The organism is Brevibacillus laterosporus DSM 25 (genome assembly GCF_002706795.1).
Taxonomy (GTDB): domain Bacteria; phylum Bacillota; class Bacilli; order Brevibacillales; family Brevibacillaceae; genus Brevibacillus_B; species Brevibacillus_B laterosporus.
On the sequence record NZ_CP017705.1, the window covers coordinates 5243713 to 5265842 of the forward strand.

The following is a 22130-nucleotide window of genomic DNA, read 5'->3' on the forward strand; positions in this document are numbered from 1 at the left end:
CACCGCGCTCAGGCAAAGAAGAGGCAGACCGTATTCATACGTGAATATTAGCCTTCTAGCAATAGAGATTCTGGGTCTTCCAATAGGTTTTTCACTGTTACTAAGAATCCTACTGCTTCCCGACCGTCAACGATTCTGTGGTCGTAGGAAAGCGCGATATACATCATCGGTCTGTTTTCCATACGTTCTTGATCAATCGCTACTGGACGAGTCTGGATTGTATGCATACCCAGTATACCTACCTGTGGAGCATTTAGAATTGGTGTGGACAATAGAGAGCCGAATACGCCACCGTTTGTGATAGTGAACGTTCCACCTTGCAAGTCAGACAAAGCTAGCTTGTTGTCTCTTGCTTTTACAGCTAAATCACCAATTCCTTTTTCAATTTCAGCAAAGCTCATGCGATCTGCATCGCGAACAACTGGAACAACCAAGCCTTCTGGTGCAGATACAGCAATACCGATATCATAGAACTTCTTCAATACGATTTCATCGCCTTGAATTTCAGCATTTAGGAGCGGGAATTTTTTCAACGCACCAATAACTGCTTTCGTAAAGAAGGACATAAAGCCAAGCTTTACATTATTTTTCTTCTCAAACGCATCCTTACGTTTGTTACGTAGAGCCATAATCGCTGTCATATCTACTTCGTTAAAAGTAGTTAGCATCGCTGCTGATTGTTGTACCTCTACTAAGCGTTTTGCGATCGTCTGACGGCGGCGAGACATTCTTTGACGCTCAACTGGTTTAGCAGGGTTAACCTCTTCAGCTTGTGGCGCCGCTTTTGGAGCAGGAGCCGCTTGTTTTGGTGTAGCTACTTGCTGGCTTGGATCAAAAGTAGAAACATCATGTTTGCGAACGCGACCTAACGGATCCATTGTAGTAATTTCATTTAGGTCAATTCCGCGTTCTCTAGCATGCTTTCTAGCCGCTGGAGAAGCTACTACAGACTGCTTACTTTCTTCCTCTTGAGTAGCTGGTTGTGCTTTTACTTCTGGTGCAGGTTGTGAAGTTGGCGCAGGTTTGCTTTCCGCTTTTGGTGTTGATGCTGCTCCAGCTTCATCAATAACTGCAATGGTTTCACCCACTTTAACGGTGTCACCCTCTTCTTTTAATACTTGCGTTAACACACCTTCATTTTCAGCGATAATTTCTACGTTTACTTTATCGGTTTCCAATTCAAGTAGGATTTCCCCCATGGCTACTGCCTCACCTTGCTGTTTAAGCCACTTACCTACTGTTCCCTCTGAAATGGATTCTGCTAATTCTGGTACTTTTACCTCTGCCATCTCTATCACACCCTTACCAAGTTTCTAGTAACACTTTGTGCAAGAATACGTTGTTGTTCTTTTTTGTGAGCAACTGGATCTCCTTCCGACGGACTAGAGCGTCTCATACGTCCGTTGTAGGATACATTTACTCCTTTTGGTGCTAGTGCTTTTAAACGTGGTTCTACAAAAGTCCATGCTCCCATGTTTCTTGGTTCTTCCTGCGTCCAAATAATTTCACGCAGGTTTTTGTATTTGCCGATTAGCACGTTGATTTTTTCTGTCGGGAACGGGTATAGTTCCTCAACTCGAACAATTTGCAACCAATCAAATTTTCCGACGTCCGCTACTTGGTCGGACAAATCAACAGCCATTCTTCCTGTGCAGAATACTAAGCGCTCTACTGCTTCAGGTTTTTGTCCTAAACCTGGCTGCTCAATAACCGTTGCAAACTCCCCTTTAGTAAATTCATCAATAGATGATCCCGCAGAAGGATTACGTAGCAAGCTCTTCGGTGACATAATCACCAATGGTCTTACTTCGTCTTTGTTTAACATGGCAGCCTGTCTTCTTAAAATATGGAAATACTGAGCAGAAGAAGAAAGATTAGCTACTGTCCAGTTGTTTTCCGCAGAAAGCTGTAAGAAACGTTCAAGTCTCGCACTGGAGTGCTCTGGTCCCTGACCTTCATATCCATGTGGCAGTAGCATCACAAGACCTGATTTCTGACCCCATTTTGCACGACCAGCTGAAATATATTGGTCAAATATTACTTGAGCCGTGTTTGCAAAATCCCCGAATTGTGCTTCCCACAGTACAAGCGTTTCTGGAGCAAAAACATTATAGCCATATTCAAATCCGAGTACGGCGTATTCAGACAATGGACTGTTGCGCACCTCAAAAGAAGCTTTCGCAGATGGCAAACCATGCAATGGAGAATACGTTTCGCCCGTCTGAGAATCATGTAATACTATGTTGCGGTGAGAGAACGTACCACGTTCAGAATCCTGACCGCTTAGACGAATAGGTGTTCCGTCTCCTAATATAGTGGAGAATGCTAGAGCTTCTGCATGTGCCCAATCAATCTTCCCGTTATCCGTGAAGACTTGCTGACGGCGGGATAAGATTTTTTCTAGTTTATCAAAGACATGGAATCCCTCAGGCCATTTTAATAAATCCGCGTTAATCTCTACTAATTTTTTCAAATCAACAGAGGTTTTTACGTTTGGATAACCAATTTTGACCGCATCTGGTAGATCAGGAATAAATCCAGAGTCGTCATGTGCTTTGTTTACTTTCTCATAAGCTTTCATAAATGTCTGTTTGACAGCTTCTTCTATCGCGTCTACTTGCTCTTTGGACAGTTCATTTCTTTCGATCAAACGATCTTTGTAAATTTGAGTTATCGTTGGATGTTTCCGAACCACGATGTAGGTCATCGGGTTTGTTGCCATTGGTTCATCCATTTCGTTATGTCCAAGACGTCTGTAGCCGATCAGGTCAATCAGTACATCCTTGTAAAATTTGCTACGATATTGGAAGGCTAATTTTGCGGCAGCTATGCATGCTTCAGGATCATCCGCATTCACATGAATGATTGGAATCCCGTACCCTTTGGCAATATCACTCGCATATCGAGTGGATCTCGAGTCTTCGCTTTCCGTGGTGAAACCCACACGGTTGTTAGCGATGATGTGTACTGTTCCGCCCGTTTTATAGCCCTTGATGCCAGAGTAGTTAAGAGTTTCAGCAACTACACCTTGTCCTGGGAATGCAGCATCACCGTGAACAAGGATAGAAATAGCTTTGTTTACATCTTGTCTTGGATAGCCTGCTTGAGAGCGATCATCTTGAGCAGCTCTCGTATAGCCTTCTACGATAGACCCTGATACTTCCAAGTGACTTGGATTGTGCGCCATTGTGATGCGTGTTGTCTTGTCGCCATTCTTAATTTCTTTAACCGCCCCAAAGTGATACTTTACATCACCTGTCCAGCCGACATTAGCTTCCTGGGCCTTGTCCAACTTTTCTTTTGGTGAATGCTGGAATTGACTAAAAATATCTTCGTAAGGTTTGCCCAGTACGTGAGTTAATACATTTAAACGCCCGCGATGCGCCATAGAGATGGTTACATCATTTGTTCCCGCTTGAACAGAGTGATCCACAATCTCATCAATAACAGGAACTAGGACATCCAAACCTTCTACGGAGAAGCGTTTTGCTCCTACAAATTGCTTGTGTAGAAATTTTTCAAAACCTTCTACCTCGTTCAATCTTTTTAAAAGATCAGTCTTTTTCTGCAAAGAGAGTTCCTTAGTTACTTCGCCAGACTCAATCATGCTTTGAATCCATGCTTTTTCTTCTGCCTCATCCACATGTTGAAATTCAAAGGCAATATTGCTTGTGTACGTCTCTTTTAAATACTGGATCGCTTCCCATCCATTCGCGAAACGACCCGGCTGTTGGTTGCAAATGAACTCAGCTGGAATATCTCGAAGATCAGCCTCGGTCAAACCATATTGATCCAGATGCAACATATCCGCTTGTGGAGTCTGAGCTTCCAAAGGATAGAGATTAGCACCTAAGTGTCCAAACCCACGGATTGTATCTGCCAACTGAAGAGCAGCAACGAATTTCTTCATTTTTGCAAATGGCAACGTCCTTGGTGCGGAGCTTTCAGGTGTTACCTGACTATGAAGACCATCTTCTGGAAGGACCGGCGATCCCCAATTATCAAACAATTTTCGTAAGTCTGCAGGTACTTCTTCCGGATTTTCCATATAGATCTCATATTGCTCAAACACATAACCAAGATTCGGTCCATAAAATTCTGCCCAAGGGCTAGCTGGCAGTTTGTTATTCATACTCATTTGTAACCCTCCTACAGTCTTGTTGTGATTATGACCTGCACGAAATTGAGGTTTGTTGAACTCCTTTTATTTCCATTAAACTTCCATTTGGATGAAAATACCTAATCGAAGCGGTTTCAAATAGAAGGAGATCAATCCCATTAAACAATTTAAACCTTTTGCGTCCTAAAGTAAACCCATCCACTGCCAATAAGTCATACTAAATGCAATTATGAGAATAAAGCCCGCTATGGTAAGAGGTACACCCGACTTAACAAAGTCTCTGGTCGTAAAGGAACCTGTGCCGTAAGCAAGCATATTTTGCGGTGCACTTACTGGTAATAGGAATCCAAAACTAATAACAAATTGCTGAATTAAGACCATACCAGGCTTGTTAAACGTAGGCTCCATTGCAGTTACCAATGCAATAACAATTGGAATAAATGCAGATGCCAAACTGGTTGCACTAGCAAATCCTAGATGTATCAAAATGTTAAATAATGTTAATATGATAATAACAGTAATCACTGGCATGACAGTTAAACCCATTGATTCAAACATACCTTTGGAAATCCATTGAGCACCCTCTGTTTTTAATAAGAGGTTCCCTAAGGACATTCCAACCGCAAATACAATTAGCGTTCCCCATCCTACTTTTTGCTCTACTTGCTTCCAAGTATACACCCCAATGCCAGGGCATAAAAGGACGGCAACTGCCACAAGTGTAATTGTAGTGGAATCTAACGTATGCAAGACTCCCTCTGTAGACCAAAGGAACAAGAGTAGTAAGGAAACTATCATTAAACGCCATTCTTTAGGAGTCAGCTTACCTAGCTCAGCCAATTGTTTTTTAATTAACTCTCGGCCATTTGGTATTTCACTAAGCTCCGGTTTAATTAATTTCGTCATAACAAAGTAGAGAATGACAGACATGATAACTGCCCATGGTGCTGCATAGATGAACCATTGCCCCCAAGAAATATGGTAATTGAAAGCGGTTTCCATAAAACCTAGGGCAACCATATTCTGAGCTGCAGCTGTTTTAATTCCAATATTCCATATCGAGATGGATTGGACTGTTGTAATCATCAGCAAGGCAGAAAGACGGCTATTCTTCTCTAGACCAAAAGCAGCAACCATACCCATTAAGATTGGAATAATGGCACCTGCTCGTGCTGTTGCACTCGGAACAAACAGAGCAAGAACAATACTTACAAGAATGGTACCAAGTACGATATTATTTGATTTTGATCCTACTTTTGATAGTACCAATAGTGCGATACGCTTATGCAAGCCAGTGATTTCCATCGCTACAGCTAGGAACAATGCCCCCGCAACTAACGCTACGGCTGAATTGCTAAAGCCTGCTAGTGCCATAGTAAGCGCTTTCTTAGTTGTGTACAGAACATTTGGGTCTTCAACTGTTGGTGAGAATCCGATTAAAACAGCTATAAGCCCAACAATTAAAGCCGCACTCACTGGATATGTAACCGCTTCCGTAACCCATAAAATAACGGCAAATGCTAGGATAGCTAGGGTTCTTTGACCAGCAAGTGGTAAATTCTCTGGTGTTGGGAGTAACAGAATAATAACAAGTACAGCTAGTGCGATGCTTAACGAGATGATATTCTTTCGACTAAAGCTCACTATAATACCCCCCTTGTCTATTAGTAGTATAACCAAGTTGTTACACTATAAATTATAACGAATAGAAGAATAGACCGGATGGTTTTATAATTTACTTTATTGTTTTATTATTTACTAAACTTTGATTTTATATGATATTTCCGCTATTTGCTTATTTGAAACAAACAAAAGGCCGTCGAGTATCCTCGACAACCTAATTATCAACGTTATATCATTTTTATTAACGTTATTAATGTGTATTTCACGTATCCGATTATTTTTGAGTTGCCCAATCTGCTGGATACGTTACATACATAAAGCGAGCAAACTCAGGTACAGAAAATTGGATTTTTGTTCCTTTTGGAATTAAAATGATTTCTCCTGCTTTTGCACTAACTTTGCGACCATCAATGATGATTTCCAAGTACCCTTCTATTACATAATCAATTTCATCATAATTAAGGGTCCAGTCAAAGGTTGTCTCTTTCATTTCCATAATTCCACAACCTAAGCGTGGACTTTCTTCTAATGAAAATAGATCTTTGCAATAAACAATATCTTCTTTTTTGCCAGTATCCAAACGATCTTTTTCTGCTACACGTACAACTTGTAAAGGTATAGAGGTAACACCACTACTATCCCGATGTTTTGGGAATTCTTCAGGAGCTGATGCTGTGCTAGCTCCTACTTTTTCAGTAATGATTTTACGGACAATTTCTTCAATGGCTTTAATATCTAAGTTTTCCATTTTACGCAACCTCCGTTTTCTTATCTTTATCTTTTTTTCCTTCAATCATCTTTTTAGAAATGAAGATTGCTACAAAGATTGCTGTAATACCACCGACTAATTTACCAACAATCATCGGGAAAATCATATCTTTTGCAACACCTGCTGTGAATCCTAAATGGTCACCAAGAACAAATCCTGCTGATACAGCGAAGGCAACGTTAATAATTTTACCTCTATCATCCATATCTTTCATCATTCCAAACATCGGAATGTTATTAGCAAGAGTAGCAACCATCCCTGCTGCAGCAACTTCGTTCATTCCAAGTACTTTACCCAATTTAAGCAATGGCTTCTTAAACAGCTTTGTAATAACAAATACCATACAGAACGCTCCTGCTAAGACAATGGAAATGTCTCCAACAATCTGAATACCTTCTGAGATAGGAGCTAGTCCTGGAATAATAGTCAGACCCACTAGTTGTTCAATGATGCCAGCTGCTAATGCAAGCGTTGCCACAATAACGATGAATTGGCCAAAGATCGTAAAGCCTTTGATCATTCCATTCGGGAATTTCACTAATCCTAGTACAATAAGAGCCGCAAAAATGAGAATTGGCACTAGATTGGTTAAAATCATGCCAATTGAATAACCAGCAACTAGTCCACCAGCAATACAACCAATCGGAATTGTAATAATTCCTGATAGAACACCTGTTGCTAAGAACTTGTGATCTTCTTTACGAATAATACCTAGAGCAACTGGAATCGTAAAAACGATCGTTGGCCCTAACATAGCACCTAAAATAACCCCTGCAAACATTCCTGCTTCTGGATCTTTCGCTAGTTCTTGCGCTAATGCAAAGCCACCCATATCATTTGCTAAAATCGTAGTAGCAAACATTGCTGGGTCTGCTCCTAGTGCATCAAATAATGGTACAACAATAGGACTAAGCACTTTGGCTAATACAGGAGACAAAGAGATAATACCTACCATGGCTAGCGTTAAGGCACCCATTGCCATAATACCCTCTTCGAATTGTTGACTTAAGCCAAATTTATTCCCAATACACTTATCAATCGCACCCAAAACCATAAAAATGACCATTAAGTAAATAATGATTTCATTTATTCCCATACATACTTCCTCCGCTCTTACCGAAACTGTTTTTTGATCTCTTCACTTGGTGATGGCATAACGGTATAATGAACGATTCGCTTTTGATCGATAGACGTAACAGCTATATCCATCGCTTGTTCAACATCGCTTACACTTCCAGTAATGACAGCGACGAGCTTGCCGCCGATACCCATACCTAGGTTGATTCTTTTCAAGAAGGTATGGGCACCTTTTAAGGCAAGGTTTATCGCATAAATACCAGATGAGACGTTGGATGTTTCGAAAATTCCAATGGCATTTATAGGCTCAGTTGAGTAGCTTTTTTTCAAACCATTAACGATGTCGTTATGAACACCATTTAGAATAAACTCACTCACAAGAAAATCCTTTGAGGCCTGTTTTGCGGTCTCCATGGACTCTTGTACATTTGCAGTATCACCACTAACAATGATTAGAAATTTACCCGGGCAAATGGAACGCATATGATGGATATCCACGGTGGATTTTTTTAGCATGAAGTCAGCCGTCTCATATCCTTTACTTATACTTCTTAATTCAAGAATGCCAATGGAACTACTCATTGTTCATCTCCAGAGAATCTACAATGCCCACAATAACTGCATCAATGGGTACGTTCTGATCTTTCATGGAGCTTCTTGCTGCACTGCCTTTCGTTACAAGAACGGTGTCACCTATACCCGCTCCAGCATGATCTGCGGCAACAAAGCATTCCTTTGAAGTGTTTTCATCATATGAATGCGGTTTAACTACTAGAAACGTTAACCCATTTAGCTTTTCATCTTTTCTCGTAGCCCAAAGACTGCCGACAACTTCTCCAACAATCATACGTTCACCCCGTTATTTTCTCCGTACTTGAATCTGCTGCATTTTGATATAATCTTTTGCAAGTGGTGTAATAATACTATTTTTGCTCACGATGATTTGATTCACTTTGCGCAGATGAAATTTCTTCAAATCAGATTCTGTAATCAGCTTCTTAGAAATAACTTCCTGACGAACTTCTTCTCGTTCAATCTCGCTCTCTTGCTTAGTACTTGCAACCTCTGGTTTATGTTCTTTGCCATCAATATTGAGTAAGTCAGATACTTGAACCATTTGAATACCAAAACTCTTGATTCTCTCTTCAAACTCCTCGTATTGCTTGTACAACAACGGGTTTGCCGTCTGTTTATATTTTTTATAAACCATGGAATTTTCTAAAGCGACTACTTTTTTACCTTTTAAAAGCATGGTTAAAATAAAACGTTCACGACTTCCCGCACTGATGCCATTTGCCAGATTCCCTAGTAGCTGAATGCAAATAGTCGGGATGATAACGAGATCGCAATCCCTCGTTTGCTCATCGTAATATTGAAAATCGTAGTGTGATTCTATATGTGCTTCAATTTCAGGGTGTGCTTGGTTGTCCATAATGATTGCTTTTTGCCGCTTGATTGGCTGTTCCTGCAAAGGCTTCATACCTTGAAGCTTTTTATATACCTCTTTTGTAACCGCTTCGACTAAAGCTTCTATGTTCATTTTTTCACACTCCTAGGTACTTTTCTTCAAAATTTTCCCCATAGTACCTTTTGTAAATCCACACGCATTTGCTTCATCATAATCAATATGCATGAATGTTGCATAGGACGGGCTCACACGAATCATTACATCATCGAAAATCAATGGTCGACTGCTGAATACCTTAACTTGAACCGTTTCGCCGTTAGCAACATTATGTTTTGCCGCATCTTCAGGAGTCATATGAATATGGCGTTTTGCAACGATTAATCCTTTTTGCAATTGAACCATATTAGTAGCTGAGGCAATTACAATTCCTGGTGTTCCTTCTATCTGTCCGCTCTCTTTAACAAGACCTTTAACTCCTAGTGCAACAGCATCTGTTAAAGCAATCTCTACTTGCGTCTCTTTACGTTCAGGTCCAAGTACAACTACATTATGCAAAGCACCTTTAGGACCAATTAGCGTAACCCGTTCCTTGCAAGCATATTGTCCAGGCTGAGACAAATCTTTCATTTTTGTCAATTCATAGCCAGGTCCAAACAAAGCGTCAATGTCAGCTCTGCTCAAGTGAACATGTTTTCCTGATGCTTCAATAGGAACACACATCTCTTCATTAACACGTTTAACTACTTCATCTACAATGCTTTCAATCAGATCGTTTTTCATAGTTCTCTCCTCAAGCTTTGTATTTATCTATACGAACGCGAAACATTAATATCCAAAATAAGGAGGAAAGGCGATTCAACGCTTGAATAATGTCTTCACGTTCCACACTTCCGTGCTCTTGTTTAAATGCTTGATAAGCCAACAATTCCGTTTCTCTCGTGAAAGTACGCAATGAATTTAAGGCAACAACCATCTCACCCATTTCATAGCTCGGCTTAAAATGATCTAACCCGAAATATTTCTTAGGATGATGAGATTGTTCTCTTATTTCATCAGATGTCATATCTAACAATTGGATATTAGACAGCCTCTCACCAAGAACTTCACAGCGCAAAATATTTCGTACAAATAGAAGTACTTCTTCCAAATCAGCCGCCAGCTTTGGTAGCCCTGCTTTTACTCCAGTAATTTGTGCTTGGAGAATCTTAGCTTCTAATGAATCTAGTTTTCCACGAAAAATTATGCGAGGATGGTCTTTATAGACAAGGAGATTTCCATATAAATGAGTCATATGCTCTGGTTTACTTTCAAGATATCCACCATAGATTGTTTCATAGCGAATGGATGGTTTAGTTGAAAGTTCCGGTGTTGGCACATGAGCACTCTGTTGTTGGGTTGCGTTCTCATCAAAGTAGCGTAGCTCTATCTGATGATCTGTTAAAAAACTTTTAGCAGAAGGCGTGAGAATGACGCCCTTTTTCACTTCATAAATCTTAGTATCTTTTGCATCTTGATTTTTAAAGTGTTTTCGCAAATCGCTTTCTGTGATAAGAGCCATATGTTCACATCCCTCGTCGGAAAAACTTCTCACAATTGCTAGCCAAGAAGCTTACCTGACCCCAATATGGTAGATAGGGAGATGGATGCAAAAATTTCTGCATCCATCCGACTATAATTATTCTGCTATAATTATTCTGCTGTTTTTGGCAAGATTGCATCTACTTCAGTATGTGGTCTTGGAATTACATGTACAGATAGTAATTCTCCAACGCGTTCTGCTGCTGCTGCTCCAGCGTCTGTTGCTGCTTTAACTGCACCTACATCTCCACGTACCATAACTGTTACTAGACCTGCACCGATTTGTTCTTTACCAATCAATGTAACGTTTGCTGCTTTTACCATTGCATCTGCTGCTTCAATAGCTCCAACTAGTCCTTTAGTTTCTACCATTCCCAATGCATTTGCGTTTGCCATAATAAAATTCCTCCTAGAATGTTTTTATGATTTTTAAAATAGTACATGTGATGTGCAGCACATCATGTATATAAGTAAACTTGAACTAGCCAAGTTTATAGCGTAACTGGGTCTTACATTTCAGCTAAAATGCGTTTTACAATTAAGCTGATTAATTCTTCTTTATTAGTAGCTTCAAGAGTAGGTTCTTTTACTTCAGTTGCTCTTGTTTCTACAATATCTTCTAATTCTTTCAAGCCGTAAGCCACACGACGAATGTTAAGTAGGTTTAGTGGGCCAACGTTATCGGAAGTTGAGCTTCCTCCAACCGCTCCACAACCCAATGTTAACGCTGGGAATAGAGCAGTACTCGCACCAATACCGCCTAAAGTACCTGGTGTATTAATAAGGATACGGGATACAGGCTGTTTCAAAGCGAATTCACGAACGATAGCTTCATTGTTCGTATGAACCATCATTGTGTGTCCAGCACCTTCGTTATTTAAAATCTCAACACAACGATCTAATGCAGTTCTCCAGTTATCTTCTGTGTAGAAAGCGAGGATTGGGGCCAATTTTTCACGAGAGTATGGAACCTTACTTCCAACTTCTGTTTCTTCAGCAATAAGAACTCGTGTTGATTCAGGAACTTGTAGGTCAGCCAATTTCGCGATGTGTTGAACACTTTTTCCTACGATTTGAGGATTCATTGTACCATTTGCACGCATAATGAATTTTCCTAGTTTTTGGCTCTCTTCTTTGGAAAGGAAGTAAGCACCTTGTTTTTTGAACTCCTCAACAATTGCATTTTTGTTGTCTCTTTCTACAACAACGGATTGTTCAGAAGCACAAATGGTTCCGTTATCAAACGTTTTAGAATCAAGGATACGTTTTACTGCTAATGGAATGTTAGCACTTCTTTCAATAAATGCTGGTCCATTACCAGGTCCTACACCGATTGCTGGTGTACCAGAGGAGTAGGCTGCTTTTACCATAGCTGTACCACCAGTAGCTAGAATCATAGCCGTATCTTTGTGCTTCATTAATTGATCTGTCCCTTGAATAGTTGGTACAGTCATGCAAGCAATAGCACCATCTGGGCAACCTGCTTTTTTAGCAGCTTCACTAATGATTTTTACTGTTTCTAAGATACAACGTAGTGCATTTGGATGTGGGGAAAATACAATACTATTTCCCGATTTAAGAGAGATGATTGCTTTATAGATAACGGTGGAAGTAGGATTTGTTGATGGAATTAAACCAGCTACAACACCTACAGGTACACCGACTTCCATTGTTTTATTCTCTTTATCTTCATTCAAGATACCAACGGTTTTAAGGTCTTTAATCTCTTCATAAACATGCTTAGAAGCAAATGCGTTTTTGACAATCTTATCTTGCCAACGACCAAAACCTGTTTCTTCGTTTGCCATTTTAGCTAACTTCTCACGATTCTCATAAGCAGCATCTGCCATCGCTTTAACAATGGAATCAATTTGTGCTTGTGTCATGGAAGCTAGTTTGACTTGAGCTTCTTTTGCTTTTTTGATTAAAGTGCGTACCTCTTGAATGGACATTAGGTCTTTGTCTAGAACTTCCATTTTTTACTCCTTCTCTCCCTCATGTTGTGCAATCGCTTTAATAAGCTGATCTTTTTTTGCATACTTTACTTGCACTTTCGAAATGGTTGTTAATTTTAACTTGTAAGCTATTTTTCTTAACTCCGCTAGTTTCATATCTTCTAGTCGTTTTTCTTTCTTTTTACCAGAAGAAACAAGGGAGGTAGCTTCTTCTAGTTGTTGCTCTTGAATTACCACATCATTTTCATCCTGTGTTCCCTCTTGAGCATTTTCAGTTAGTTGAACAGAGACTTCTTCTACGTGATCAACAACCGGTGCTGCCTCTGGCTTTTTCGCTTTTGTAATTACTTCAAGAGGAGTGCTTTGGATGTTTTTTGCAGGTAATTCTTTAGGCATTTTTTTTGGTGTCTCTTTTGGCAAATCAACAGTGACGATTTTAGCTGTTTCTTCATGTAGCCTTGCGATGACATGACTATTGAAGAGACAGTTTAGTTGTCTAGCAGCAGCACTTCCTGCGTCAACGGCAGCTTGTACTGCTCCAACATCACCTGTTACCTTGACTGTCACCAAACCATCTTTTTTTAATCTTTCAAAACCAATGAATGTAACATTTGCGGCTTTGAGAGCAGCGTCAGCAGCTTCCATTGCTCCCAAGAGTCCTTTCGTCTCAACAAGTCCTAATGCTTGATTTTTCATGGATTATCCCTTAGTAACTGGTAGGGTTGTCAGCCACAAATTGAACGGCTGCTGCAAATGCATCACATGCTGCTCTGCATGCAGATTGACTACCAGTTAATAAGGCACCACCAAAGTTGGTTTCAGATGGAGGTCCAAAGAAAGCTCCAATGCTCACATCTGCTGCTTTTAGAGCTGCATCAAGTGCGTACATTGCTTCGAGAGGAGGTGCAATCAAATAGGCAATTGCTTCGCCCTCATTTATATTAGCTACTTGAGACAAATAGCTACCTGTACGGGAGACACAATGTGCGAAATACGTAATCGAATTATCGTCATTTGCACCTACGAAATGTGCTGAGTCTTCGATATAGTTGATAGCAGCACTAAGTCCACTTTTCACTTCTGCTGGGCTTGGACCTGCAATGATCCCAATTACCTCACCAGCTAGTTTTGTAGATGCATTAGCTGATCCCGCATACATACTTTTTGCATAAACAACATCTACATCAGCTGATTTGGTTGCTTCGTCTAATGCGGTATATGTCACATCATCAATATCAGCTGTGATGATTCCCAAACTTTTGTGATGTGGTTTTAGTTCTAGCTTCTCAGCCATATCAGGACTCACGTTAGAGATCAGCTTAGTTCCTAATACTTTTGCGTAGATAGGTTCGTTTTTCATCAGACTTCCTCCTTTTCCTACATTTTCAAATCGATACCTGAAGCTTTTTTATCAATCATGGTTTTGATTAGCTCTGCAATATGAGCCCCAGCTTCTACTGCTGGTGTACCACCTTGGTGAATATTGGAGATAACTGTTCTTTTCGCTTCTGGCATACCAACTGTTGGCTTATAAGCAACGTAAGCACTCATTGATTCTGCTGTTACTAGACCAGGTCTTTCCCCTACTAGAAGACATACAACATCTGCTCCTGTAATTTCACCGATGACATCCATGGAAGGTACACGGCAATGTTTTACGAATAAAATATTACCGATTTCGATTCCATACATTTTTAAACCTTGCGTAATGGATGGTAAAATGTCACGTAGGTTAGCCTCAATTGCAGCAGAGCTTAATCCGTCCCCAACAACCAATTGAACCTTCGCAAATTGCGTTGTGTTCTGCTTTACATATTGGATGGTTTCTGGAGATAGCTGACGACCTAAATCTGGTCGAGTGATATATTCATCTTTGTCTTTGCAAAGCGTTTCAATCGATACCAAATTCATTTCTTTTACAAATTCTTCAGGTACGTAGGAGAATACCGCATCCTGTGCTGCCGCATGGTCAGCACGAAAACGTAAGGATGTAGATGTTTTATAACGTGGGCCTGCTCTCCAAATCCCAAGACGAGCAGGGGTTTTTTCTTTCATTTTCAGATACCCTTCTTTATCTTCAGGGTCTGGAATCAAAAGCTGTGCTTTAATGTCAACTTCTGTGATGTCTTCCAAGAATTCATCACTAATCATAGATTCCTCTTGATGTTGTTGACCACTTGCTGCGATTGCTTGAGTAACCATTTCTTGTGATACCATTTCTTGTGTAGCTACTGCCTCTTTAGGGCTGTCCATCATTTGAGATAGAATGCTTTCAATCATGGATTTTAGTTCTTTTTCGTTCACTGTTGTTTCCTCCTTTCTTTACTTTAAGAACACAGAAGCGTCTCCGGCTTTTTTCGTAAGTTTTCCATTTTCAATGAAGCCCATTTTTTCCATCCATTGTTCGAATTCTTTAATTGGAGCCAAGCCTAACAGCTCACGTAAGGTAGCTGTATCGTGGTATCCTGTTGTTTGATAGTTCAACATTACGTCGTCACCATGAGGGATACCCATGAAGAAGTTACATCCAGCAGCTGACAATAATACAGCTAAGTTTTCAATATCATTTTGATCTGCTTTCATATGGTTGGTGTAACAAGCATCGCATCCCATTGGAATACCTGTTAATTTACCCATGAAGTGATCTTCAAGACCTGCTCGAATAACTTGCTTAGAGTTGTAGAGATATTCAGGTCCAATAAAGCCAACAACTGTGTTCACAAGGAATGGACTAAACTTCTTAGCAAAACCATAGCAACGTGCTTCCATTGTTACTTGGTCCACTCCATGATGAGCTTCAGAAGACAATTCGGAACCTTGTCCTGTTTCAAAATACATTACGTTTGGACCAGTAGCTGTACCTTCATGCAAAGCTAAATGTTGAGCTTCAGCAATCGTCGCAGCATTAAAACCAAATGCTTCGTTTCCTTTTTCAGAACCAGCAATGGATTGGAAAATCAAATCTGTAGGAGCTCCTTGACGGATAGCATCCATTTGTGTAGTTACGTGAGCTAATACACAAGTTTGAGTAGGAATTTCCCATTTTTGTTTAAACTCTTCAAATCTTTTTAAGACACGCGCAACGCTTTCAGTGGAATCATCTACTGGGTTCAAACCAAGTACCGCATCACCAATACCGTAAGTTAAACCTTCCATTAAGGAAGCTGTAATACCGTCTGGATCATCGGTTGGATGGTTAGGCTGTAAACGAGCAGATAGCGTGCCTGCACGACCAATTGTTGTGTTTGCATGAGCAGTAATGCGGATTTTTTTTGCTCCGTAAATCAAGTCAAGGTTGGACATGATTTTTGCTACTGCTGCGATCATTTCAGAAGTTAGACCTCTGGAAATGCGTTTGATATCAGACTCTTTTGTGTTCTCGTTTAGAATCCACTCGCGCAATTCTTCAACTGTCCAGTTTTTAATTTCAGCGTAAATTTTTTCGTTCACTTGATCTTGGATGATGCGTGTTACTTCATCCTTCTCATAAGGAACAACAGGGTTGTTACGTAAATCAGCTAATGTTAGTTGAGCTAGAACAACCTTAGCAGCAACGCGTTCTTCAGCTGAAGTAGCAGCAACACCGGCTAATGTATCCCCAGATTTTACTTCATTCGCTTTTGCTAGGACTTCGATAATGGATGAAAATTGATACATCCGACCAAATAATTTCGTCTTTAAGATCACAAAAGCTCCTCCTCTCATTTGTACATCTCTTAGTTGAATACGAGTGTTTTGATCACTACGGGTAATACCTTTCCATTGGCAATTGGTTTCCCAATGTCAATGTAATCACCATTGTCTACCTGAATACTGTCGATGCACACAACATCTTTTTTGTAGTTCAGTAGTGCATATAGGGTTTGTCCTAGTACCTTCGCCATGTCATGGTGAACAATCACTATGAATGGATACTCTCTTTCAAGTAGCTCAGCCATCCCCTTGTGTATTCCTTTAGCGTATATCTGAATTTCGGGGAAGCTAGGATTCTTTTTCCCTTCAATGGCAATCGCTACTTTTTGTAAATCATTATCTACTTTGAACCACTCTAATTTTTCGCGAATGGCCTGTGCTAGTTTCTCTTCGTCTCCTGATTCGTCCGTTATAGCTACTTTTAGAATCGGTACGTTTTTAATCGGGAACGTTTCCTCTGTATAAGTGATCGTACTACCACTTATTTCAGTAGTATGAGAACCAGCACCAACAACTGTTGCACGAATTGTCTCTACAGAATGAAAGACTTTCATTTGTGTCATAAGTGGAGAGGCAGCAATAGCTCTTCCTAACAAGATGCCGATATCTCCGTAATGAAACACATCCTTCTCTTCATGCTGATAGATATAATCGGCTACACCACCCGAAAAGGAAATGCATGCAATCGGTTTGTCTAGCTTTAATCCTCTATGAGTGAGAATCGTTTCATAAAAATCGCTTTTCTCTTTTAGACCCACACTTTCTTCTAAAAGCCAAACCATTTCTTGGATGATTGGTTGCAACTTCTCTGCTGTAGCGGTTTGCCCTAGCTGTATGTCGTATCCTCTTTTTTGAATCAACATGTTGATTTTAGGTGCGATATAGATGATTTCATGAGTCACGGGATCTACCTTGATCAATCGCCCACCAATATCTAAACAACCCGTATCTTGTGATTCTCCGTGGCTAAATACCGCTAAATTACTAGTACCGCCACCAATGTCAATGTTGACAATTGAAGTGGAATGTTCCTTCGAATACGTATGTGCCCCTGCTCCTTTTGCAGCAATAATACTTTCAAGATCAGGACCAGCTGTTGCAACAACGAAATCTCCAGCAAAGCCACTCAAGGTAAGTAATACCTCATTCGCATTCTCTTTTCGTGCCGTTTCGCCGGTAATAATAACGGCGCCAGTTTGAATCTCTTCTTTTTTTATGCCAGCTTTTTCATACTGCTCCTGCACAAATACCTTAATTTGTTGAACATCAATTCTGTTAGCAGAGAGCAATGGCGTGAAGCAAATATCACTTCGGTATATCACTTCTTTATCGGTGATGACGATACGTGGAACAGAAAACGTTGAGGCTAAGTTTTGAATATACAGCTTAGAAAACACAATTTGGGTTGTTGATGTTCCCATATCGATACCTACGCTTAGCAATTCCTCTTTCATTTTGTCACCCCCTTATAGCTAGTAGAAAAAAGAAAAGAGGCTTAAAGTTACATACATCCCCATCAACTGAGAATATATAACCTTAAGCCTCTTTGCTTATTTCATACTACGTCTTTGTAGTATCAATATTATATTTTGAAAGAAAAAGTAACAGATGTTCCATTTTCGGTAGAAGCAATTTTCATGCTCCCCTTTAGTTTATCCTTAACATAGCTTGTGACAATAGATAAACCTAGGCTTTCTTGTGAACATTTATCGACACAGAAGCCTTTCCCATTATCCACCACTTCAATGGTTGCAAGCTTTCCTTCTACACACAAGGAAACCCTTACAATTCCCTCCTCCCGATCAGAGAAGGCATGTTCGTAGCAGTTCTGTAGCAACTCATTGATAATAAGCGCTATAGCAACTGTGCGATTACTATCTATACAAATTTTTTGATTAGCTTCTATACGTATATCTATCTTCTTACAATTAACAAAGCAACGTTGAATATTAGCTGCGATTAGCTCGATAACTTCAAGTAAATCTACGTTAGCTTCTATTTGTGTAGAGAGTAGCTCGTGAGTGGCAGCGATAGCTAGCACTCTGCTTACACTCTCATTCAGACATTTCTTTGCTTCTTCACTTTCACATTGTCTAGATTGGATACGCAGTAAGGAAGCTACCGTTTGCAAATTATTTTTAACACGATGATGAATCTCACGGATAGCCACAGATTTTGAGATAATTTCAGCTTCTTTATCTTTAATTTCCGTTACGTCATGTAAAATAACGACTAAACGCAAGTCACGCTCATCAATCAACAATCTTTTTACTTGAAAGAAATACTTAGCAACATGTACATCTTTCTGGAATTGACTTAGGTTTGTCTCGTCAAATTCCCTCATTACTTCTACAAACAAAGTTTGATCTAAAGACAGGTTATCGTAATGTAGACCCTGTATGTCTTCTAAATACCCCAAATTTTTATATTGTCTATCCGCTTTGCTATTCTTCAGTTTTAAAAAACCATCTTTATCAAAGATTAATATAGCGTCATCAAGCTGATTGATAACGGATTCATTAAATCTGATCATAGCTGTTACGGTAGATGCTATATCTTCGTATTGGGAATCGTTTTTGGTTACTTTAAAATTAGCATTGATGTTTTCACTTACATCTTTTTCATAGATAAGTACAGCAATGACTTTTCCATCTAGGTGAATTGGATATACCGTTTGTCGAACCAATTGGTTCTCTTGGGTTTTTGCAACAAGTCCCACTGACATAACTCCTGTTTCTAACGTCCGGAGTACACCAGGCTCATTTTCCCTTAAAGCAACTTCGCCAACAACAGGACATTGATACAATGATTGCGCAATCCCATGAGTTTGATGGTAGACAACAATAGCTTCGTTTGTCAGTTTTGAAAGGACATCAATAAAAAGGTCCCTTCCCTCCTGCAAATCAAATAATTCATTAGAATGGGCTACTTCAATGATTTTCTGAATTTCAGCGTCTGATAAATGAGTATGTTTTTTACACAACTGCGTAATTGTTTCTCTAATCATAAGAGATCACGATTGTGGTAGCGATTTCAATCATAGGACATCTTTTATCCATACTCAATTTACGAATGGTCTGATACGCTTCTTCTTCAGAAAAACCATTTTCTTTCATCAAAATCCCTTTTGCCTTCTCAATTGCAATTCGTTCCTCTAGCTTTTGAGAGACCTTTGTATAGTTTTTTTCTAGCTTACGAAATTCTTTTCCTTTGGCGATGGTGACTTCAACCATTGGTATGAAAGATTTTTCATCAAGTGGTTTCACTAGATAACCCAAAGCACCAATACTAGAAGCCTTTTCAATACTTTCTTTATCACTAAAGGCTGTCAACAGAACGACTCCACCAGCTAATTGCTCCGAAAGGATTCTTTTTCCCGCTTTTAATCCATCTAGGATAGGCATCTGAATATCCATAATCACTAGATCAGGCAAATGCTTTTTACATAACTCAATGGCCTCAAAACCGTCTGAAGCTTCCCCTACTACATTGTAGTTCGCTTCTTTTAAAATCTCACGAATATCCATTCTTGTAATAGGCTCGTCATCGACTACTACAATTTTTCCATTCATGGGTACCACACCTCATTGTCTAAGCAAAATAAATACTTCTCAAATCTTATTCGTCATCATTTAAGTAGTTCTGTAGCTCTTCTATACCTATGTTTTCAGTAGAAGAGATTTCGAAAATTTGCGAAGCACCAGCTGCTAGTAAGTATTCCCTAGCTTTTCTCACGTCCTCCGCATTTTTGGCAATGTCTACTTTTGTGATGATACCAATAACTGGTTTCGCAAATACACAGCCAAAAGAGGGTGGAAAATAACAATCCTCGTTTGTGCAATCTTGCACAAGGCCAATGACATCCGCATCGACACTTGTCACAAGCAACATTCTATATAAACCTCTATTTTCTATACATTCCCCAGGTGTATCAATGGCTTGGTCGAAAGTTTCAATCGCTTGTGTTTTCTTATAGGCGATCACATGTCCGTGAAGTCGCTGGCATAAAGTGGTCTTACCACATCCTGTATTTCCTGTTAAAATGATTTTCTTCATAACTACGTTCTCGTTATCTTCGTAGCTGAAAATCCTAAAATATCTTGTAAGCCAAGCAACACTTCATTTAATGCGGACTCCACAGAGGATACATCGCCTGTAACCACCACTGATCCACTGAAACGATCCACAAAACCAATAAGTACGCCAGCAGCTTTCGTTGCTATATCAGCAGCGATAATCGATGCTTCACTTGGGGTAATGGTTAAAATACCAATTGCATCCTTCGTATCACTACTTAATCCTAGCTTTTTATAAATATCTGGATTCGGATTAGCTATGATATGAGCTAGTGTGACTTGTTTACCCGGTACATACTCTTGAATAACACGTTGTTTCTCATTGTTTTGGCTCATAAACCTCATCCCATCTGCTTGAAAAAACATTAAAAACACATAAAGGCCCCTTAAAAAATACACATGGCAATTTTTAAGGAGCCTCTTCGCTCTCAATTAAAATTCTTAACACGTCGTTGTGTTAATTTCACTATATTTGAACTTGTAAACGATGTCAATACTTCATTAGACGAATTTCGACAAAATATTCGCTACTGAAACATTTTGTTCAAAATTCCAATAACGTCTTCTTCCGTTGGCACACGTGGATTTGTTATTGTACATCCATCCTTTAGCGCCCCTTCTGCAATCGCATTTCTCATTTCTTCTAGCTGCTTATACTCGATGCCACAATCCCGCAAATTCGCTGGCATTTTCAATTGTTTTTGCAATTGCTTAATCGCATTAATTAAGCTACGTACCCCACTTCGCGTATTGCTTGCTGGTAGACCTAAGCTTTTGGCAATAGCAGCGTATCTCTTGGCCGTTTTCTGATTTTCAACTTCGCCATATCCTGTTCCACAATTCGCATTGTATTCAATCACATGTGGAAGCAATAAAGAATTCATCCGACCATGAGGAATGTGGAACTTAGCCCCAGCTACATGGGCAATTCCATGATTTAGACCTAGTGATGTAATTGTAAAGGCCATCCCTGCAAGGCAGGAAGCATTGTGCATTTTTTCACGTGCCTCTAAATCATTACCATCCTTGTATGCTCTTACTAAATATTCAAAAACGAGCTTCATCGCCTTTTCAGCAAAAGCATCAGAAATATCATTTGCTTTTGTAGAAACAAATGCCTCGATAGCATGTGTTAGAACGTCCATTCCTGTATCGGCTGTAATAAAATCAGGGACACTTTTTACTAGCTCTGGGTCTAAAATAGCTTCTTCAGGAGTCATATCATTCGACACAAGTGGATACTTAATATTTTTTTGTTGATCACTTATGACTGAAAATGCGGTTACTTCTGAACCTGTTCCACTTGTTGTCGGAATAGCAATGAAAGGAAGATCTTGTTGTGCGGACACTTGTTTCGCAAAATATTTCATTGCTTTCGCGGCATCGATAGCGGAGCCTCCTCCCAGTGCGATAATCGTTTCAGTCTCAAACTCACTGAGTGCTTTCATCCCACTTACAACAACCTCGATCGGTGGATCTGGAACGATGTCGCTAAAAACCATGTGCTCATTACTTTCATCAATTTGGTTAATGACTTGTTGAATCATTCCCGATTGAACCATGAAAGGGTCGGTGACAATAAAAATCCGTTTTCCTTTCAGATCCTGTAGACGATTCAAAGCACCTTGTCCCATGTAAATGTCTGTTTTAAAACTTACCTTATCCATGCTGACACCTCCATTTGAAATAAAAAAAGAGGCTTTTTAGAAGGGAGTATTCCCTTTAAAAGCCTCTTTGCTATCTACATAAGTAACACGTCTTTGTGTAACCTGTATTCTGTTTTCTATCAATACTGTACTACTATATTTATCATATAGTCAACTATGTATTG

22 protein-coding genes are annotated in these 22130 nt (G+C 39.7%); all 22 read right to left on the reverse strand.

Annotation, left to right across the window (positions count from 1 at the left end):
- Positions 1 to 47 precede the first annotated feature (47 nt).
- Entirely contained in the window at positions 48 to 1289 is a 1242-nt protein-coding gene (odhB, locus tag BrL25_RS23835) for a 2-oxoglutarate dehydrogenase complex dihydrolipoyllysine-residue succinyltransferase (protein WP_018670698.1), read from the reverse strand.
- 5 nt (positions 1290 to 1294) lie between these two features.
- A complete protein-coding gene (locus tag BrL25_RS23840; RefSeq protein ID WP_018670697.1) occupies positions 1295 to 4138 on the reverse strand; it encodes a 2-oxoglutarate dehydrogenase E1 component in 2844 nt (947 codons plus the stop codon).
- 165 nt (positions 4139 to 4303) lie between these two features.
- A complete protein-coding gene (locus tag BrL25_RS23845) occupies positions 4304 to 5764 on the reverse strand; it encodes a DASS family sodium-coupled anion symporter (protein ID WP_018670696.1) in 1461 nt (486 codons plus the stop codon).
- Between the two features lie 253 nt (positions 5765 to 6017).
- Complete coding sequence (locus BrL25_RS23850) at positions 6018 to 6491, reverse strand: cupin domain-containing protein (RefSeq protein ID WP_018670695.1); 474 nt, start codon at positions 6489 to 6491, stop codon at positions 6018 to 6020.
- Between the two features lies 1 nt (position 6492).
- Positions 6493 to 7608, reverse strand: a complete 1116-nt coding sequence (gene eutH, locus BrL25_RS23855; RefSeq protein WP_018670694.1) for an ethanolamine utilization protein EutH — start codon at positions 7606 to 7608, stop codon at positions 6493 to 6495.
- A gap of 17 nt (positions 7609 to 7625) precedes the next feature.
- The gene (locus BrL25_RS23860; RefSeq protein ID WP_018670693.1) at positions 7626 to 8171 is read right to left on the reverse strand and encodes a BMC domain-containing protein; all 546 of its coding nucleotides are present in this window, start codon (positions 8169 to 8171) and stop codon (positions 7626 to 7628) included.
- Entirely contained in the window at positions 8164 to 8436 is a 273-nt protein-coding gene (locus BrL25_RS23865) for a EutN/CcmL family microcompartment protein (RefSeq protein WP_018670692.1), read from the reverse strand. The genes BrL25_RS23860 and BrL25_RS23865 overlap by 8 nt, the downstream gene beginning before the upstream one ends.
- Before the next feature lie 12 nt (positions 8437 to 8448).
- Entirely contained in the window at positions 8449 to 9129 is a 681-nt protein-coding gene (locus BrL25_RS23870) for an ethanolamine utilization protein (protein WP_018670691.1), read from the reverse strand.
- 12 nt (positions 9130 to 9141) lie between these two features.
- On the reverse strand, positions 9142 to 9777 hold the full coding sequence (gene eutD / locus BrL25_RS23875) for an ethanolamine utilization phosphate acetyltransferase EutD (protein WP_018670690.1): 636 nt from the start codon (positions 9775 to 9777) through the stop codon (positions 9142 to 9144).
- A gap of 10 nt (positions 9778 to 9787) precedes the next feature.
- Positions 9788 to 10555, reverse strand: coding sequence for an ethanolamine corrinoid cobalamin adenosyltransferase (locus BrL25_RS23880; RefSeq protein ID WP_018670689.1), 768 nt, complete (start codon positions 10553 to 10555; stop codon positions 9788 to 9790).
- 131 nt (positions 10556 to 10686) lie between these two features.
- Positions 10687 to 10971: a propanediol utilization microcompartment protein PduA gene (gene pduA / locus BrL25_RS23885; RefSeq protein WP_003336180.1), complete on the reverse strand. Its 285-nt coding sequence runs from the start codon at positions 10969 to 10971 to the stop codon at positions 10687 to 10689.
- Positions 10972 to 11084: 113 nt separating this feature from the next.
- A complete protein-coding gene (locus BrL25_RS23890) occupies positions 11085 to 12551 on the reverse strand; it encodes an acetaldehyde dehydrogenase (acetylating) (RefSeq protein WP_018670688.1) in 1467 nt (488 codons plus the stop codon).
- Between the two features lie 3 nt (positions 12552 to 12554).
- Positions 12555 to 13226 carry a BMC domain-containing protein gene (locus tag BrL25_RS26335; protein WP_018670687.1) on the reverse strand — a complete coding sequence of 224 codons (672 nt, stop codon included), beginning with the start codon at positions 13224 to 13226 and terminating at the stop codon, positions 12555 to 12557.
- A gap of 10 nt (positions 13227 to 13236) precedes the next feature.
- A complete protein-coding gene (gene eutL / locus BrL25_RS23900; RefSeq protein WP_018670686.1) occupies positions 13237 to 13890 on the reverse strand; it encodes an ethanolamine utilization microcompartment protein EutL in 654 nt (217 codons plus the stop codon).
- Between the two features lie 17 nt (positions 13891 to 13907).
- A complete protein-coding gene (gene eutC, locus BrL25_RS23905; RefSeq protein ID WP_372486628.1) occupies positions 13908 to 14681 on the reverse strand; it encodes an ethanolamine ammonia-lyase subunit EutC in 774 nt (257 codons plus the stop codon).
- Positions 14682 to 14852: 171 nt separating this feature from the next.
- Complete coding sequence (locus BrL25_RS23910; RefSeq protein WP_018670684.1) at positions 14853 to 16217, reverse strand: ethanolamine ammonia-lyase subunit EutB; 1365 nt, start codon at positions 16215 to 16217, stop codon at positions 14853 to 14855.
- A gap of 29 nt (positions 16218 to 16246) precedes the next feature.
- Positions 16247 to 17677, reverse strand: coding sequence for an ethanolamine ammonia-lyase reactivating factor EutA (gene eutA / locus BrL25_RS23915; protein WP_018670683.1), 1431 nt, complete (start codon positions 17675 to 17677; stop codon positions 16247 to 16249).
- Positions 17678 to 17805: 128 nt separating this feature from the next.
- Positions 17806 to 19227 carry a sensor histidine kinase gene (locus BrL25_RS23920; protein WP_026315077.1) on the reverse strand — a complete coding sequence of 474 codons (1422 nt, stop codon included), beginning with the start codon at positions 19225 to 19227 and terminating at the stop codon, positions 17806 to 17808.
- Entirely contained in the window at positions 19223 to 19795 is a 573-nt protein-coding gene (locus BrL25_RS23925; protein WP_003336170.1) for an ANTAR domain-containing response regulator, read from the reverse strand. Before BrL25_RS23925 ends, BrL25_RS23920 begins: the two co-directional genes overlap by 5 nt.
- Positions 19796 to 19841: 46 nt before the next feature.
- The gene (locus BrL25_RS23930) at positions 19842 to 20279 is read right to left on the reverse strand and encodes a EutP/PduV family microcompartment system protein (protein ID WP_018670681.1); all 438 of its coding nucleotides are present in this window, start codon (positions 20277 to 20279) and stop codon (positions 19842 to 19844) included.
- Positions 20280 to 20281: 2 nt separating this feature from the next.
- Entirely contained in the window at positions 20282 to 20635 is a 354-nt protein-coding gene (locus BrL25_RS23935) for a BMC domain-containing protein (protein ID WP_026315076.1), read from the reverse strand.
- Between the two features lie 191 nt (positions 20636 to 20826).
- The gene (locus BrL25_RS23940) at positions 20827 to 21966 is read right to left on the reverse strand and encodes a 1-propanol dehydrogenase PduQ (protein WP_018670679.1); all 1140 of its coding nucleotides are present in this window, start codon (positions 21964 to 21966) and stop codon (positions 20827 to 20829) included.
- Positions 21967 to 22130 lie beyond the last annotated feature (164 nt).